A 15,657-nucleotide genomic window follows, 5' to 3' on the forward strand; every position below is an offset into this window, starting at 1 on the left:
GCGCTCGGCGCCGGGCGTCGGCTCGGCGACGGGGGCGGCGTGGCGGGGAGCGGACGGCGTGACCGGCTCCGGCGTGGATGCGGGCTCCGGGGCGGGCGCGGAGGGCGGGGGTTCGGCGGCGGCTGCTGCGGCGGGCTCGGGCTCCGCGGGGGCGGGTGCCGGAGGGGCCACCGGCGTGGCGGGCGTCACGGGCTCCGCGGGCACCACGGGCTCCGCGGGCGGCACGGGCGCCTGCGGCTCCGGCGCGGCGGGCACGGGAGGCTGCGCCGCCTGCGCGGGCGCCTCGGGGATCAGCGGGATCCGGGGCTCGGGCGGCTTCTGGGCGTCCTGGAGCTTCTGGGCCTTGGCGGCCTTGCGGGCTGCACGGCCGCGCACCGGGCGGGGGAGGGGATCGGGTCCGTCCTGGGGTGTGGTCACTGTTCGACCGTAGCCCGTGCGCCGTCCGCCTGTCGCTCGCCGCGGCGGTGGCGGACGTCGTGCGGACGCCCGTTCCCCGCGCGTCACCGTCCCGGCGGTCCCCGTCCGCGTGCGGCGCGTGGGCGGATGGGCCGCTGGTGCCGCCCCCATCGCGCCCCTAGGTGTACTCGGCCATGACGTTGGTGACACTTCGGGGCGTGTGAAGAGGCCTCCTGGCTTGATGGAGCTGTTCAGTTCAACCATCGCCAGGAGGCCTCGATGTCCCACGGTAATGCTCGTCTGACGGTTCACGGGAGGGTTCTCCTCGTGCGGCGGGTGGTGGAGGATCGTCGGCCGGTCGCGCACGTCGCGCGGGAGCTGGGGGTGTCGCGGCAGTGCGCGCATCGATGGGTGAACCGGTTCCGTGCCGAGGGGCTGCGAGGGCTGACGGATCGGTCATCGCGGCCCCGGTCAGTACCGAGGCGAACGAGCCCGGAGCGGGAACGGGCCGTGCTGGAAGCGCGGGCCCAGTTGCGGGCGGGTCCTGCGCGGCTGGCGCCGGTGACAGGTGTTCCATCCCGTACGATCTCCCGCATCCTGCGCCGGCACGGGGCGCCGCCGTTGGCATGGTTGGACCCCGTCACCGGGGCCGTGATCCGGGCATCCCGGTCAACGGCGCACCGGTATGAGCACGAGCATCCGGGTGATCTGATCCACGTGGACGTGAAGAAGCTCGGGAGGATCCCGGACGGAGGCGGCTGGCGGGTCCACGGGCGCAGCGAGCAGGTCCGCGGCCGCGGGATCGGGTTCGATTACGTCCATGCCGCGGTCGATGACCACACCCGTCTCGCCTACGCGGAGATCCATCCCGATGAGAAAGGCGCGACCGCGGCCGGGTTCCTGACCCGCGCAGCGGCGTACTTCGCCGGGCGCGGGATCACCCGGATCGAGCGGGTCATCACGGACAACGCGTTCGCCTACCGGCACTCGACCGTGTTCAAGAACGCCGTCCAGGACCTGGGCGCGCGGCAGAAGTTCATCCGCCCGCACTGCCCCTGGCAGAACGGCAAGGTCGAGCGCTTCAACCGGACCCTCGCGACCGAGTGGGCCTACCGGCAACCCTTCACCGGCAACCAACACCGGGCCGACGCGCTTGACCCCTTCATCGAGCACTACAACACTGAACGGATCCACTCGAGCCACGGGCTCACGCCCGCGGCCCGAGTGTCACCAACGTCATGACCCAGTACACCTAGAGCGCGCGCAGGCGGATCCGCTCACCCTGGAGGATCCGCGCGCCGTATCGCTGCGGGTCGCCCGCGTCCGTCCATGTCATGCGGCCATGGTGCCACGGTCCGGGTGCGGGTCGGGGGCGGCGATCAGGTGCCGGGCAGCGTGAGGGTCAGGATCCCGTCGCGCACCTCGACCGTCGTGCCGCGGTGGTCGCGCACGCGGGGGAGGTCGACCGTGGTGTCGCTCTCGTGGTCGCCCACGATGACCACGCGCATGCCCGCGGCGAGGCCCGCGCGGATGCCGGCCTCGGCGTCCTCGTAGACGATCGCGTCGGCGGGGTCCACGCCCAGGCGCGATGCCGCGAGCAGGTAGCCGTCCGGGTGCGGCTTGCCGTTCTCCACGTCCTCGGCGGTGACGAGCAGGTCGGGCACGCGGATCCCGGCGCCGGTGAGGCGGGCGCGCGCCAGCTCGCGGCCGGCGCTCGTGACGAGGGCGTGGGATCCGGCGGGCAGCGCGGCCACGAGGTCGCGGGCGCCGGGGATCTCGACGGTCGCGGGGCTGCCGTCGAGCTCGAGGCGGTCGAGCTCGGCGAGGAGCGAGGGCACGTCGGTGCCCTCGGGCGCGTACCGGGCGATGCTGTCGGCGGCGCGCACGCCGTGGATCCCGCGGATCAGCTCGGCGGGGTCGTGGCCGAAGCGGTGGGCGAGCATCGTCCAGATCTCCTCGACGAGCGCGGTCGAGTCGACGAGCGTCCCGTCCATGTCGAGGAGGAGCGCGCGGGCGGTGAGCGTGACGGGGGAGGACATGGGTCCAGTCTCCCGGACGGGCGGGGACGGCACACGGCGGGTGGAGGCGGTGGGCGCCGTCGGCGTGCGCTCCGCGTCCGCCCTGTAGAGCGGCCGCACGAGCATCGCGGCCGGTGCTGCACGGTGTCGGGATGCCCGCCCCCATCCGGATCCTGTTCTCCTTCGCGCGCGGGAGGGGGCACCTCGGCCCCCTGATGCCGCTCGCGCGCGCCGCCCAGGCCCGCGGCCACGCGACCGACCTGACCGGCACGCGCGTCGTCGTGCTCGCGCAGACCGGCTTCGCGCGCCTGCACCCCGACGCGACGGGCGAGGGCCGCGACGACGAGGGCACGGGCATCCTGGCGCGGCCGGATCCCCACCGCGCCTACCCGCGCATGGCGCAGGTGTTCCTGGGTGCGTCGGCGGACGCGGCCGCGGAGCGCGTGGGGCGGATCATCGCGGAGCGGCGGCCGCACGTCGTGGTGTGCGACGAGCACGACTTCGGCGCGATGGTGGCGGCCGAGCGGGCGGGGGTGCCGCGGGTCGCGGTGGAGGTGCTCGCGACGGGGTACGCGGGGTGGCGGCCGGACCTGCGAGACGGGCTCGGGCGGCTGCGCGCGGCGGCGGGGCTCGCGCCGGATCCCGCGCTCGCCATGCTCGACGGCGACCTCGTGGTCGTGCCGTTCCCCGCGTCGCTCCGCGGGCCCGAGGCTGTGCCGCGCCCCGTGCTGCGCGTCCGGCCGGAGCCGCCGGAGACCGCGGCCGCGCATCCGGCCGCTGCCTGGCTCGCCGCTGGCGACGAGCCGCATCGCGCGTACGTGACGCTCGGCACCGAGTTCAACGTGCGGTCGGGCGATCTGCTGCCGCGCATCGCCGTGGGGCTCGCGACCCTGCCGGTGCGGACGCTCGTGACGGTGGGGCCGGGCGTGGATCCCGCCTCGCTCGGCTCGACGCTGCGCCTGCGCGTGGAGCGGCACGTGCCGCAGGGCGCCGTGCTCGGGCTCGCCGACGCGGTCGTGTGCCACGGCGGATCCGGCACGCTCACGGGCGCGCTCGCGCAGGGGGTGCCGGTCGCGGTGCTGCCGATGGGCGCGGATCAGGTGCTCAACGGGCGGGCCGCGGAGCGCATCGGCGCGGGGCGGATGCTCGACGCAGCCACCGCGACCCCGGCCGGCATCGCGGCTGCGGTGGCGGCGCTGCTGTCCGACCCGGCCGTCGCGCGCTCCGCCGCCGACGTCCGGCGCGAGATCGAGGCGCTGCCCCCGGTGGAGCGGGCGCTCGACGCGATCGAGGCGCTGGCGGCGGGGCGCTCCGCCTGACGCGTGCGGCGGGACCTCGGCCCCACCCGCCTCCGCGACTCGGGCACGATGGGAGGGGCGGCCGGCCCGGACGCGAGGACGCCAGGGGGACGGCATGCGCGACGACGACGCGGAGGCAGCGAGGATCCGGACGCTCGCCGGCATCGCGGCCTTCACGCTGATGCTGGGGCTGCTGATCGTGGGGCTCCTCCCCGACCTGTCGACGCTGGGCGGCCGTGCGGGTGGGACGCCCGCCTGGTTCGGCGCGTGCCTCTTCGCGCTCCTCGGCCTCGCCGGCCTCGGCTGGGCGGCGTTCCGCGCGATCCGCCTGCGGAGGCGGACGCGTGCCTGATCTGCTGGAGAAGGCGCTGCAGGTCGTGACGATCGTGTGCCTCATCGGCATGGGCGTGAGCTCATTCCGCGCGCTGAACCACACGTCGCGGACGAACGAGCCGGCGCCGAGATCCATGTACCTCGCCGCCCTGCCCTTCGCCGTGGTCGGCCTGCTGGCCATCATCGCTGGCTTCGCGTTCGACTGAGCGGCATGTCGTCGCCCGAACGGCGTAGCGAAGCGCGGTGTCGCTAGCATCAATCCACACCCCCGGCGGCTTCGGCTTTCGGACGCGAGGCTCCTTCCGCGGAAGGAGCCTCAGCTTCTTCTCCTCCACTTCCGGTCGTGCGACTCCTTACGGCAGGTCGCCATCGGCACCCATCGGTTACGGCTCCCGCCGGGCCCGGCCGCCCGCCGCGGGCCGCCCGTAGCCTGGGGGCATGGCGGGATCCACCGGGCGCGGGCGCGCATCGCACCATGTCGTCATCGGCGCGGGGCTCGCGGGGGCGGCGACCGCCTGGCAGCTCGCGAGCCGCGGGCACGAGGTCACGGTGCTGGAGCGCGACCGGCCGGCGGGCATGCTCGGCAGCTCGCACGGGTCCGCGCGCATCCTCCGCTACGCCTACGACGACCCCTTCTACGTGCGCCTCGTGCGCGACGCCCGCGTGCTCTGGGACCGCCTCGAGCGCACCACGGGCGCGCGGCTCGTGACGCCGACCGGATCCGTCGACTCCGGCCTCGTGCGCCGCCCCGCCGAGCTCGCGCGCGTGCTCGAGCGCGTCGGCATCGAGCACGAGCTGATGGGCGCGCGCGAGGCCGAGGACCGCTGGCCCGAGATGTCGTTCGACTCCGACGTGCTGTTCCACCCGGCCGCGGGCGTCGTCGACGCGGAGACCGCGGTGCGGACGATGCTCGACCTCGCCGTCGCGCAGGGCGCCGTCGTGCACGAGGGCTGGGAGGCGGTGTCCGTCGCGCGCGTCGGCGCGGGATTCGCCGTGACCTCCGACGACGGCCGCCGCGTCGAGGGCGACAGCGTCGTGGTGGGCGGGGGTGCCTGGCTGCCCGAGCTGCTCGGCGGCGCGCTGCCGCTGCCGCGTGCCGCGCTCGACCGCATCCCACCGCTGCGCGTGCGGCAGGAGCAGGTGTTCCACTTCCCGTATCGGCGGAGTGCGTACATGGACGGCCCGCGTGCCCGGCCCGTGCCGACCTCCATCCACATGGACGAGCGCATGCAGGTCTACGCGCTGCCCGGCGGACGCGACGCAGACCACCGCGGCCACAAGGTCGCCGAGTTCGACGGCGGGCGGGTGATCCCGTCGGCCGCGCACCAGGACGGCGTCGTGGATCCGGCCAACCGCGCCCGCGTCGTCGACTGGGTGCGCCGCAACCTGCCGGGCGTCGAGCCCGTGCCGTACGCGGAGGCGACGTGCCTGTTCACGAGCACGCCCAGCGAGGACTTCGTGATCGACCGGGTCGACGGGATCACGATCGTCTCGCCGTGCTCCGGCCACGGCGCCAAGTTCGCGCCGCTCATCGGGAGCCTCACGGCGGATGCAGCGACGGGCGAGCGCGTCGAGCCGCGGTTCGCGCTCGCGCCCTGACGCAGGGCCCGATCAGACCTTCTGCGCGCGCCCGCGGCCGCCGGTGCGCACACGGGTGCGGCCCGGATCCCGCGTCTCCGTGCGCTCGGCGGAACGCTCCCGATCCGCCGCCAGCCGCGCCAGCTCCTCGCGCAGTCCGGAGACGCGCTCGTCGCGTCCCTCCTCCGGGAACGCGCCGGGCAGCAGCTGCGGGGAGAGGCGGGCGCGCACGATCTGCTCGAGCGCCGAGTCGCGCGCGATGACCAGCACCTCGCGGAGCGCCTCCGGGTCGCGCGACAGGGCGCCCAGCCGCTCGACGATCTCCTCCGCGATCTCGGCGCGGAGCCGCAGCCCCGGCACGTCGCCCTCGCGGTAGTCGTCGGGCCGGCGTCCCTTGCCGTCGCGGAGCGCCGCGCGGTCGCGGGCCATGCGCAGCCGCTCCGCCTCGCCGCGCTTCTCGCCGATGAGCTCTGCCAGCTCGCCGCGGAGCGCCTCGATGAGCGACTCCTCGTCGTACGGGCGCCGCTCCCGGAGCGTGCGCATGATGATGAGGTTCACCATCTGGATCCGGAGCGCGACGCCGACGAGCAGCAGCGCCTCCTCGACGAGCACCTCCTTCTGCGCCGGATCCGCGGCCACGCGGGCGGCGACGGAGGGCGGCGGGGCGCCGGGCTTGGAGGACTTCTCGGGGCGGATGCGGGGCCGGGGCATGACGTCCTCCCGGTCCGCTCGCTCCACCGGCGAGGTCCTCCCAGGTTACGCGGAACGGCCGACATCGTGGCGGGCAGCGCCCCCATCCCCGTGCGGATGCGCGGCCGTCACCGGTGGTCGGCGCCCGGCCGTCGTCAGCCCATCCGGCGCTTCAGGAACGCGAGCGTGCCGAGCTCGTCGTCGATGCCGCCGCCGTCGTGGCCGTTGTACTCCCACTCGACGATCTCCTTCTCGCCCGCGTAGGCGTTGAACGCCCCGTAGACGGTGGAGGGCGGGCAGGTCGCGTCCATCAGCCCGACCGAGAAGCGGGCGGGCGCGGTCGCGCGGCGGGAGAACGCGACGCCGTCGAAGTGCCGCAGCACGGCGTGCACGTCCTCGCCACGACCCCGGTGCGTCTTCAGGTAGTCGACGACCTCGTGGTACGGGTACGCGTCGGTGATGTGCGTGGCCCGCTCGATGTCGCTGAGGAACGGCACATATGCGGAGACCGCGGCGAGGTCGTCGCGGAGGCCGGCGACCGCGAGGGCCATGCCGCCGCCCTGGCTGCCGCCCTGCACGGCGATGCGCGCGGGATCCACGACGTCGAGCGACCGCGCCACGTCGACCGCGCGCACGGCGTCGGTGAACAGGCGGCGGTAGTAGTAGGTCTCGCGGGAGGCGATGCCGCGGGTCATGAAGCCGGGGATCGCGGGACCGGCCTCGCCGTGGTCGGCGGTGTCGCCCGCGCTCCAGTACGAGCCCTGGCCGCGGGTGTCCATCTGCAGGTGGGCGAAGCCGGCGGCCGCGTAGATCAGCGTCTCCTCGGCGCGACCACGGCCGCCGCCGTAGCCGACGTACGAGACGACCGTGGGCAGCGGGCCGGTCGCGCCGCGCGGGGTGCGGAGCCAGGCGCGCACGTCGGTGCCGCCGGATCCGGCGAAGGTCACGTCCTGCACGTCCACCAGCGCGAGGTCGGTCTGCACGGGCGCCAGCCGCACGTCGAGGTCGTGCTGCGCGGCCTCGGCGAGGGTGTCGGCCCAGAACGCGTCGAAGTCCTCCGGGTCGACGTGGCTGCTGACGTGCGCGCGGGCGGCGTCGACGGGTTCGATGAGCATGGATCCTCCGGGCGTTCGGCGGTGGGCGGGCGGGTGGGTGGGTGGCGTCCGCGTGCAGGTGGGCCGCGTCGCCTCGATCATCATGCCCGCCTGCGCGCCGGGTGGCACGGGCCGGGTGGCACGGGCCGGGCAGCGCCGCGCGGCGTCGGCTCAGCGGAAGAGCGGCGTCCCGTCGGCGGGATCGACGAGCTCCGCGTCGAGGAAGGTCCAGATCCACTCCCGCGCGCGCGTGTTGTCGAGGCCGGGCACCTTCTGGGAGAGCTGCGTCGCGATCCCGTCGCTGTAGGCCGCGAGCTTCAGCGCGACCTCGGGCGCGTCCACCGTCCGGAAGACGCCGCGCTCGACGCCGCGGCGGATCGTGCGGACCAGGCACGCCTCCCACACGCGGATGCGCTCCAGCCGGTCGGCGGTGAGGCCGGGCTGGCGCGCCACGGTGGTCCAGTAGTCCGACCAGAGCCGCCAGTGCGCCTCGGCCTCGACGGTGCCCGTGAAGAGCGGCTCGACCAGCAGGCGGATGGCGTGCACCGGATCGGGATCCGCGTCCACCTCCTCGACGATCGACGCGTAGAAGCGGTCCGTCTCGAGCACGACGACCTCGTCGAGGATCTCCGCGACGCTCGCGAAGTGGTAGGTCACGGTGCCGACCGAGACGTCGCCCTCCGCCGCGATGTCGCGGAGGCCGGTGGCGGTGAGGCCCTGGCGGAGGATCACCGCGCGCGCGGCCTCGACGATCATCGCGCGCCGCACCTCGGGCTTCTCGCGCTTGCCGCCGCGGCGCGCGGCGCCGGTGGTGCCGGCGGTCGCGGTGGTGCCCGCACTCGCGCTCGTCGCGGTGCCCGCGGTCGTGCCCGCCCCTGTGCCCGCGCTCACGCGGAGGTCCGCGGCACGAGGTCGTCGAACACGCGGTCGGCGACGAGCACCTCGGAGGTGCCCGGGCCGCCGTCGCGCGCCCACGCCCGCAGCGTGTTGACCACGCGGAAGGCGTCGGCGTCGGCGGTCACGCGCGAGGTCGTCTCGAGGCGTGCGCGCCAGCCGAGCTGCTCGAGGCCGATGGCCCAGCGCGACTCGGCGACGGCGGACGTCGGGTCGCCGTCGGTGATCCGGTAGGTCTCGCGGCTCGACTCGGTGAACACGAGGCCGTCGGGGTAGATCCGGGATCCGCCGTAGCCGGGGTCGACGTCGAGCGTCCACTCGCCGGTCGCCAGGTCGTGGGTGACGCTGCGCTCGGGCAGGCCGGAGTCGTCGGGGATCCGCTCGATCGCCATCGGCGTCGACTGCACGGCCTCCTCGAAGCGCACGCCGTCGTCCTCCGCGCGCGTCCAGACGGGCAGCGTCACGGAGCTGCGGGAGGGCGCGACGGCGAGGGTCGCCTCGCGGGCGTGGGGCCAGATCCACGGCCAGTACGCCGACGAGACCGCGATGCGCATCCGGTGCCCGGCCGGGAACGCGTGCCCCGTCGAGACGAGCGCCACGCGCACGACCTCCTCGGAGCCCGGGACCATCGGGTCGTTGCGGGCGCGGTCGATCCGCGTGTTGAGGTTGAGCGCCCCGCGCGTCACGAGGGTGGACGCGCCGTCGGGTGCCACGTCGCAGAGCCGCACCACGAGGTTCGCGTCGGGCAGGTCGCTCGTGACCGCGAGGTCGACGAGCACGTTGCCGAGCACGTCCAGCGGCTCGTCGAGCAGCAGGTCGAAGCAGACGGAGAGGCCGTCCTCGGCGCGCTGGTCCGGCGGCAGGTCGGTCGCGTTGCCGAAGGGGAAGAAGCGGCCGGCGTCGAGCCCGGTGCGCTGGGGCGAGCGGACCACGACGGCATCGCCCGCGGCGGCCGGCCCGTGGAACGCGGACAGCGGCAGCACGGGCTGGGCCGCGACGGACGCGGGCGGCGGCCACGACTCCGCGGCGACCCAGCGCCCGGTGCGCTCGGGGTAGCTCGTGGCGGGCGGCTCGGAGTCGCTGATGAAGGCGCGGAGCGCGGGATCCGCCTCCACCCCGGTGTCGACGCCCTTCAGCCAGCGGTCCCACCAGCGCAGCGTCTCCTGCAGGAAGCCGATCGACGGGCCGGGCGCGAGGCCGCGGTCCGGGTACTGGTGCGACCACGGGCCGACGATGCCCTTCACCGGGCCGGGCAGGTTCGCGACCAGGCGGAGCACGGCGTCGCGGTAGGGATCCGCCCACCCGCCGACCGCGAGCACGGCCGCGCCGATCGAGCCGTAGTCTTCGCACACGCTGCCGTGCCGCCAGTAGTCGTCGCGCTCCTGGTGCGCGAGCCAGGTCGGCGTCATCGGCCGGTTGGACTCGAGGCGCTCGCGCCAGCGGTCCACCCAGCCGGCGCCCACGACCTCGGGCCGAGGCGGCCGGGAGTTGAACGCGAACATCGTCGCGCCCCACGCCGCCATGTCGATGCCGAGCACCGCGCCGCCCATGTAGTGCACGTCGTCGTCGTACCGGTCGTCGGTGGAGCACACCGTGACGACGGCCTTCAGGGCCTCGGGCGCGCGGGCCGCGAGCTGCAGGCCGTTGAAGCCGCCCCACGAGATCCCGAAGACGCCGACGGCGCCCGTGCACCAGTCCTGCGCGGCGATCCACTCGATCACGGCGACGCCGTCGTCGAGCTCCTGCGCGGAGTACTCGTCGACGAACAGGCCGTCGGAGGATCCGGTGCCGCGGATGTCGACGCGAATGGACGCGTAGCCGTGGGCCGCGTACCAGGGGTGCCGCTCGCTGTCGCGCGGGGCGGTCCAGTCGTCGAGGCGGTAGGGGAGGTACTCGAGGAGCGCCGGGACGGGTGCATCGGTGGCGGGCGCCCAGATGCGGGCGTGGAGCGGCGTGCCGTCGGGCATCGGGATCCAGACGTCGCGATGCGTCACGGCGGCGTCAGCGGCTCCGGCCTCGGTCGCGCTCGTCTCGTGTGCGGCGTCGGTCATCGTGCGTCCTCCCAGTCCCGGATCCGGTGCCCGTCGCCGAGCTCCCTCCACCCTCCACCCGCGGCGTCGCGCCAGGTGGCCGTCACGTCCTCCACAGTCGGCAGCTCGGTCGCGCCGGGTTCGAGCGTCGCGGCGAGCAGCTGCCGCGTGTAGGGGTGGTTCGGCCCCTGGAACACGCGCTCGGTCGGGCCGATCTCCACGATCCGCCCGCCGGTCATCACGGCCACGCGGTCCGCGACGCCGCGCACGACGGCGAGGTCGTGGCTGATGAAGAGGCAGCTGAGGCCCTTGTCGCGCTGCAGCCTGGCGAGCAGATCCAGGATCTCGGCCTGCACGCGCACGTCGAGCGCGGTCGTGATCTCGTCCGCGATCACGAGCTGCGGTCCGGCCGCGAGCGCCCGGGCGATCCCGACGCGCTGCCGCTGGCCGCCCGAGAGCTGGCTCGGCAGCCGGGCCGCGAAGTCCGGTGACAGCCCGACCTCGGTGAGGATCTCGCCCACGCGCTCCGCGGAGGCCCGGCCCGTGAACAGCTTGAGCGGCCGGGCGATCGCGGCGCCGACCGTGCGCCGGGGGTTGAGCGAGGTATCCGCGTTCTGGAACACGAGCTGCACCGCGCGCCGCAGCTCGGGCGAGCGGCCGGCGACCGCCCGGGTCAGGTCGCCCGTGACGCCGTCGCCGGTGAAGCGGAACGTGCCGGACTCGGTGGGCACGAGACCCGCGAGCGCGGTCGCGAGCGTGGTCTTGCCGCTCCCGGACTCGCCGACGACCGCGAGCGTCTCGCGCGGCGCGATGGTGAACGACACGTCGGACACCGCGGGCGGCAGTCCGCGCGCGTACCGGACGACGAGGCCGTCGGCGGCGACCATCGGGGCCTCCGAGTCGGGAGCCGGAAGAGGGGCGGCGGTCGCCGGACCACGCGGGATCGCCGCCAGCAGCTCCCGCGTGTACGCGTGCTCGGGCGACGCGAACAGCTCCGCGGTCGGCCGGTGCTCCACGATGACGCCGTCGCGCATCACCGCGATCTCGTCGACCATCGTCGAGACGACGCCGAGGTCGTGGCTGACGAGCAGCACCGCCATGCCGAGCTCGCGGGCGAGGTCGCGGATCAGGGTCAGCACCGCGGCCTGCGTCACGACGTCGAGCGCGGTCGTCGGCTCATCGAGCACGAGCACCCGGGGGCGCGCGGCGACGGCCATCGCGATCGCGATGCGCTGCTGCTGCCCGCCGGACAGCTGGTGGGGGTAGCGCCGCACGATGGTCGCGGGGTCGGGGAGGCGCACGAGCCGGATCAGCTCCTCGACCCGCTCGTCCTCGCTCGGCAGCCCGTGGCTCTCGAGCGCCTCGCGGAGCTGGCGGCCCACGCGCATGGAGGGCGTGAGCGCCTGGCCGGCGTTCTGCGCGACGACCGCTGCGGTGCCGCCGCGGAGCTCGCGCGTCGCGGCGGGCGAGAGGGCGAACACGTCGTCGCCGGCGACCTCCACGGATCCGCCCACGATGCGGGATCCGCGGCGCAGGTGCGCGAGCAGCGTCCGCGCGACGGTGGACTTGCCGCTGCCCGACTCCCCGACGAGCCCGAGCGCGCGCCCGGCACGGATCTCGAAGCTCACGCCGCGGACCACCGGCACGTCGGTGCTCCCCGCCGCGTAGGAGATCGCGAGGTCGGCGACGCGGACGACGGTGCCGAGCCGCACCTGGCCGGTGAGGGTGTCTTCGACGTTCCCGGGCATCACGCCATCCCCCTCTGCGCGCGGTCGACGCCGAGCGACTTGCTGAGCCCGTCGCCGCTGAGGTTGAGGCCGACCACGAGGGTCGCGAGCGCCACGATCGGCGCGAGCGTCCCGAGCGGCACGACCGTGAGGGCGGTGCGGTTCTCCTGCACCATCAGCCCCCAGTCGGGCGTCGGCGGGTTCGCGCCGAAGCCGAGGAAGGAGAGCGTCGAGATCAGCAGCACGATCCACGAGGCGCGCATCGCGTACTCCACGAGCACGACGTCGAGCACGTTCGGGAGGATCTCGCGGAAGACGATGCTCAGCGGCCCCTCGCCCCGGGCGCGCGCGGCCGTGACGTAGTCCTGCGTGATCACGGTCCGCGCGGCCCCGCGCACCACCCGCGTCACGGCGGGCGCGTACACGACGGTCACCGCGAGCACGATCACCCAGAGGCCGGATCCGAACACGGTCACCACCACGAGCAGCGCGAGGATCGACGGCACGCTCAGCAGAGCGTCCACGATCCGCATCACGACCTCGTCGAGCCAGCCCTCCGCGTACGCCGTGACGCAGCCGACGACCGTGCCGACCGCGACCGCGATGGTGGTCGCGAGGAACGTGACGACGAGCGCGTAGCGGCCGCCGTTGAGGGTGCGGGAGAGCACGTCGCGGCCGTACTGGTCGGTGCCGAGCCAGTGCGCCCACGTCGTGCCGGAGAGCACGTCGGTCGAGTCGGTCACGACGGGGTCGTGCCCGGCGATCCACGGCGCGAGCACCGCGAGCACGACGTGGATCGCGATGATCCCGAGGCCGACGGAGAGCGCCGTCGACGCCCGGAGCGGGGTCGTCCATCCGCGCAGGCGGCCGCCTCGGCGGGTGGGCAGGGGCGTCGCGGTCATGCGCGGGCCTTCCGTCGGGTGGATCGGGATGATCGGGTGGCGGATCGGGCGGGCCGGGTGCGGCGGGCGCGCTGCCGGGTGCGGAGCCGGGGATCCAGCGCGAGCGCGATGAGGTCGGCGGCCAGGTTGCAGACCACGTACACGCCGGCGCTCAGCAGCGCGATGGCCTGGATCGTCGGCAGGTCGCGCGTGAAGACCGACTCGAGCATGAGCTTCCCCATGCCCGGGTAGTTGAAGACGTTCTCGACCACGACCACGCCGCCGAGCAGCCACGCGACGTTGAGCGCGACGACGTTGAGCGTCGGCAGCAGCGCGCTCGGCACCGCGTGCCGCCACACCACCTGCCGCGTGGTGAGCCCCTTGAGCTCGGCCGTCGTGACGAACTCCGAGGCCATGACGTCGATCGTCGAGGAGCGCATGGTGCGCACGATGTAGGCGGCCATGGCGAGCGTCAGCACGATCACCGGCAGCGCCACCGAGGGCAGCAGCTCGGCGACCGTGGCGTCGCTGCCGCGGAGCACGACGGCGGGGAACACCGGGATCGTGATGGCGAACAGCAGCACGAGCACGGTGGCGACCATGAACTCGGGCACGCTCATCACCACGAGGCTCACGATGCTGATGACCGAGTCGCTCGCGCGGCCCCGGCGCACGCCCGCGACGACGCCGAGCACGAGCGACAGCGTCACGCCGACGAGCATCGCCGGCACCGCGATCAGCATGCTGTTGCGGAAGGCGACGAGCAGGGTCGGCGCGACCGGATCCCCGCTCACGAGCGAGGTGCCGAAGTCGCCGTGCGCGGCCCCCAGCAGCCAGTCGCCGTACCGCAGCCACACGTTCCGGTCGAGCCCGAGCGACTCGCGGAGCGTCGCGACCGCCTCGGGCGTCGCGTCCTGGCCGAGGAGCTGCTGCGCCACGTCGCCGGGCAGCAGCTGGATCGCGAGGAACACGAACAGCGAGGCGAGCACGATCGTGAGGATCGCGGTGCCCAGGCGGCGGGCGACCTGCACGGAGACGTTCATCGGCGGAATCCGATCGTGAGGTGGTCGAACTCGAAGCCGTACTCGCGGTAGTTCACGACGTCGCGGGAGATGCCGACGAGCCGGTCGCCGAACATGGGCGTCATGTCGGCGCTGTCCTCCACGACGATCCGCTGCGCGTCCTGGTAGAGCATCCGGCGCCGGTCGTCGTCCATGGTGGCGCGGGCGTCGTCGAGGAGCGCGTCGAAGGTCGGGTTCGACCACGCGCTCTCGTTGCAGGAGGAGCCGGTGCGGAAGATCTGGTTGAGCAGCTGGTCGATGGGCCGGCCGGTGAACCAGTAGCTCACCATGAGCGGCTTCTGCATCCAGATCTCCGTGTAGTATAGGAGTCCGAGGACGCGTTGGTGACGGTGAGGTCGATCCCCGCGGCCTTCACCTGGTCGCGGTAGGCGACCGCCATGGGCGTGAACACCGACTCGTAGCTCGAGGTGTGGATCGTCGTCCGGAGCCCCGGCACGCCCGCCTTCGCGAGCAGCGCCTTCGCCTGCTCGGGGTCGTAGGCGCGGTCGACGTCGACGAACGCGGCGAGCGACGGCGGCACCGGGTTGTCCCAGCCGGCGGTGCCCGTGCCCTGCAGCGCGGTCGCGAGGATCTGCTCCGGGTCGTAGGCGAGCTTCATGGCCTGGCGCACGAGCGGGTCCTGGAACTCGGCGCTCGTGGCGAGCATCGGGATCGTGTACCACTGCGCGTTGTCGACCCGCGCGACCGTGGCGCGGCTCGACGCGGAGACGACGCGGGCGGTCGCGAAGTCGAGGTTGGTCTGCGAGATGAGGTCGATCTGCCCGGCGAGCAGCGCGTTCACGCGGGCCGTCGTGTCCTGGATGGAGGAGAAGTCGATGCCGTCGAGCACGGGTCGCCCGGCGAAGTGGCCATCGAAGGCCTCGACGCTGCCGGATCCCGCCGGGTGGAACGACGAGAGGCGGAACGGCCCCGTGCCGATCCCGGTGCTGCCGATGGTCGCGATCGCGTCGGCCGGCACGATGTAGCACTGGTACGCCGTGAGCAGCGACGGGAACTCCGCGTTGGGGGTCTTCAGCTGGAAGACGAGGGTGAGCGGATCCGGCGCCGACATGCTGCCCGGGTCGAGCATGTCACCGAGCACGCCGCCCTGCGGGGACGCCGTCGCGGGGTCGATGACGTGCTGGATGGAGGCGATCGCGTCGGCCGCCGTGAACCTGGTGCCGTCGTGGAAGCGCACGTCGCGGCGGAGTCGGAAGGTCCAGGTGACGCCGTCGGGCGACGCCGACCACTCCTCCGCGAGGTCCGCGACGGTCTGGCCCGTCTCGTCGAGCTTGACGAGCCGGTTGTAGAGGGCGCCGAGGTACTCGTACGCGGACAGCGAGCTGGCGGAGTCGAGCGTCTCGGCGGCGGATGCGGCCGGGCGCGCGACCCGGAGGCGGCCGCCGGGCACGGGCGTGCCGGTCGCGGCGGCCTCGGGGATGGTGGTGCTGCTCGCGCCGGTGCTGCATCCGGTGAGGGCGAGCAGGCCGAGCCCGGCGAGCCCGGCGATCCCCGCGGTGCCCGCGAGGACGGCGCGGCGGCTGGGAGTGCGCGGCCGGTCCGGACGGTCGGCGATGCGCAGGGTGCGCGCGCTCGCGCCGGCGAGCGTGGCGCGGGTGGTGACGATCGATGGCATCGGGACGGGCCCTCCTCGTTA

15 protein-coding genes are annotated in these 15,657 nt (G+C 74.4%); 5 read left to right on the forward strand and 10 right to left on the reverse strand.

The window, feature by feature from the left end; translation table 11 throughout:
* The first annotated feature begins 675 nt into the window (after positions 1 to 675).
* Entirely contained in the window at positions 676 to 1,638 is a 963-nt protein-coding gene (locus CMS_RS03965; RefSeq protein ID WP_012298215.1) for an IS481-like element IS1121 family transposase, read from the forward strand.
* Between the two features lie 137 nt (positions 1,639 to 1,775).
* On the opposite strand, the gene CMS_RS03970 is transcribed toward CMS_RS03965, so the two are convergent.
* On the reverse strand, positions 1,776 to 2,435 hold the full coding sequence (locus tag CMS_RS03970; RefSeq protein ID WP_012298216.1) for an HAD-IA family hydrolase: 660 nt from the start codon (positions 2,433 to 2,435) through the stop codon (positions 1,776 to 1,778).
* Between the two features lie 131 nt (positions 2,436 to 2,566).
* Between CMS_RS03970 and CMS_RS03975 the strand changes: the two genes are divergently transcribed.
* From CMS_RS03975 to CMS_RS03990, 4 genes are all read left to right on the forward strand, one after another.
* Positions 2,567 to 3,733, forward strand: a complete 1,167-nt coding sequence (locus tag CMS_RS03975; protein WP_049791977.1) for a glycosyltransferase — start codon at positions 2,567 to 2,569, stop codon at positions 3,731 to 3,733.
* Between the two features lie 94 nt (positions 3,734 to 3,827).
* On the forward strand, positions 3,828 to 4,064 hold the full coding sequence (locus CMS_RS03980; RefSeq protein WP_012298218.1) for a hypothetical protein: 237 nt from the start codon (positions 3,828 to 3,830) through the stop codon (positions 4,062 to 4,064).
* Positions 4,057 to 4,251, forward strand: coding sequence for a hypothetical protein (locus tag CMS_RS03985; protein ID WP_012298219.1), 195 nt, complete (start codon positions 4,057 to 4,059; stop codon positions 4,249 to 4,251). Before CMS_RS03980 ends, CMS_RS03985 begins: the two co-directional genes overlap by 8 nt.
* 232 nt (positions 4,252 to 4,483) lie before the next feature.
* Positions 4,484 to 5,644, forward strand: a complete 1,161-nt coding sequence (locus tag CMS_RS03990; RefSeq protein ID WP_012298220.1) for an FAD-dependent oxidoreductase — start codon at positions 4,484 to 4,486, stop codon at positions 5,642 to 5,644.
* A 12-nt stretch (positions 5,645 to 5,656) separates the two neighbouring features.
* Here CMS_RS03990 and CMS_RS03995 read toward each other — a convergent pair whose 3' ends face one another.
* The 9 genes from CMS_RS03995 to CMS_RS04030 form a co-directional block, all read right to left on the reverse strand.
* Positions 5,657 to 6,334, reverse strand: coding sequence for a coiled-coil domain-containing protein (locus CMS_RS03995; protein ID WP_106408713.1), 678 nt, complete (start codon positions 6,332 to 6,334; stop codon positions 5,657 to 5,659).
* Positions 6,335 to 6,468: 134 nt separating this feature from the next.
* Positions 6,469 to 7,428 (reverse strand): acetylxylan esterase, encoded by a 960-nt coding sequence (locus CMS_RS04000; protein ID WP_041464377.1) that lies wholly within the window; start codon positions 7,426 to 7,428, stop codon positions 6,469 to 6,471.
* A 150-nt stretch (positions 7,429 to 7,578) separates the two neighbouring features.
* Entirely contained in the window at positions 7,579 to 8,298 is a 720-nt protein-coding gene (locus CMS_RS04005) for a TetR/AcrR family transcriptional regulator (protein ID WP_012298223.1), read from the reverse strand.
* On the reverse strand, positions 8,295 to 10,352 hold the full coding sequence (locus CMS_RS04010; RefSeq protein ID WP_012298224.1) for a CocE/NonD family hydrolase: 2,058 nt from the start codon (positions 10,350 to 10,352) through the stop codon (positions 8,295 to 8,297). Before CMS_RS04010 ends, CMS_RS04005 begins: the two co-directional genes overlap by 4 nt.
* A complete protein-coding gene (locus CMS_RS04015; RefSeq protein ID WP_223842721.1) occupies positions 10,349 to 12,079 on the reverse strand; it encodes a dipeptide ABC transporter ATP-binding protein in 1,731 nt (576 codons plus the stop codon). The genes CMS_RS04010 and CMS_RS04015 overlap by 4 nt, the downstream gene beginning before the upstream one ends.
* Positions 12,079 to 12,960, reverse strand: a complete 882-nt coding sequence (locus CMS_RS04020) for an ABC transporter permease (protein WP_012298226.1) — start codon at positions 12,958 to 12,960, stop codon at positions 12,079 to 12,081. The genes CMS_RS04015 and CMS_RS04020 overlap by 1 nt, the downstream gene beginning before the upstream one ends.
* The gene (locus tag CMS_RS04025; RefSeq protein WP_012298227.1) at positions 12,957 to 13,982 is read right to left on the reverse strand and encodes an ABC transporter permease; all 1,026 of its coding nucleotides are present in this window, start codon (positions 13,980 to 13,982) and stop codon (positions 12,957 to 12,959) included. The genes CMS_RS04020 and CMS_RS04025 overlap by 4 nt, the downstream gene beginning before the upstream one ends.
* A complete protein-coding gene (locus CMS_RS17735; RefSeq protein ID WP_223842722.1) occupies positions 13,979 to 14,305 on the reverse strand; it encodes a hypothetical protein in 327 nt (108 codons plus the stop codon). Before CMS_RS17735 ends, CMS_RS04025 begins: the two co-directional genes overlap by 4 nt.
* The gene (locus CMS_RS04030) at positions 14,284 to 15,636 is read right to left on the reverse strand and encodes an ABC transporter substrate-binding protein (RefSeq protein WP_223842723.1); all 1,353 of its coding nucleotides are present in this window, start codon (positions 15,634 to 15,636) and stop codon (positions 14,284 to 14,286) included. The genes CMS_RS17735 and CMS_RS04030 overlap by 22 nt, the downstream gene beginning before the upstream one ends.
* Positions 15,637 to 15,657: the final 21 nt, after the last annotated feature.

It is taken from the genome of Clavibacter sepedonicus, assembly GCF_000069225.1.
GTDB classification, from domain to species: domain Bacteria; phylum Actinomycetota; class Actinomycetes; order Actinomycetales; family Microbacteriaceae; genus Clavibacter; species Clavibacter sepedonicus.

Bases quoted from the DNA above. Each gene is read 5' to 3' on its own strand.
- CMS_RS04030 (WP_223842723.1), bottom strand. From the start codon at position 15,636: ATGCCATCGATCGTCACCACCCGCGCCACGCTCGCCGGCGCGAGCGCG.
- CMS_RS17735 (WP_223842722.1), bottom strand. From the start codon at position 14,305: ATGCAGAAGCCGCTCATGGTGAGCTACTGGTTCACCGGCCGGCCCATC.
- CMS_RS04010 (WP_012298224.1), bottom strand. From the start codon at position 10,352: ATGACCGACGCCGCACACGAGACGAGCGCGACCGAGGCCGGAGCCGCT.
- CMS_RS03970 (WP_012298216.1), bottom strand. From the start codon at position 2,435: ATGTCCTCCCCCGTCACGCTCACCGCCCGCGCGCTCCTCCTCGACATG.
- CMS_RS04025 (WP_012298227.1), bottom strand. From the start codon at position 13,982: ATGAACGTCTCCGTGCAGGTCGCCCGCCGCCTGGGCACCGCGATCCTC.
- CMS_RS03965 (WP_012298215.1), top strand. From the start codon at position 676: ATGTCCCACGGTAATGCTCGTCTGACGGTTCACGGGAGGGTTCTCCTC.
- CMS_RS03975 (WP_049791977.1), top strand. From the start codon at position 2,567: ATGCCCGCCCCCATCCGGATCCTGTTCTCCTTCGCGCGCGGGAGGGGG.
- CMS_RS04020 (WP_012298226.1), bottom strand. From the start codon at position 12,960: ATGACCGCGACGCCCCTGCCCACCCGCCGAGGCGGCCGCCTGCGCGGA.
- CMS_RS03980 (WP_012298218.1), top strand. From the start codon at position 3,828: ATGCGCGACGACGACGCGGAGGCAGCGAGGATCCGGACGCTCGCCGGC.
- CMS_RS03990 (WP_012298220.1), top strand. From the start codon at position 4,484: ATGGCGGGATCCACCGGGCGCGGGCGCGCATCGCACCATGTCGTCATC.
- CMS_RS04000 (WP_041464377.1), bottom strand. From the start codon at position 7,428: ATGCTCATCGAACCCGTCGACGCCGCCCGCGCGCACGTCAGCAGCCAC.
- CMS_RS04015 (WP_223842721.1), bottom strand. From the start codon at position 12,079: ATGCCCGGGAACGTCGAAGACACCCTCACCGGCCAGGTGCGGCTCGGC.
- CMS_RS03995 (WP_106408713.1), bottom strand. From the start codon at position 6,334: ATGCCCCGGCCCCGCATCCGCCCCGAGAAGTCCTCCAAGCCCGGCGCC.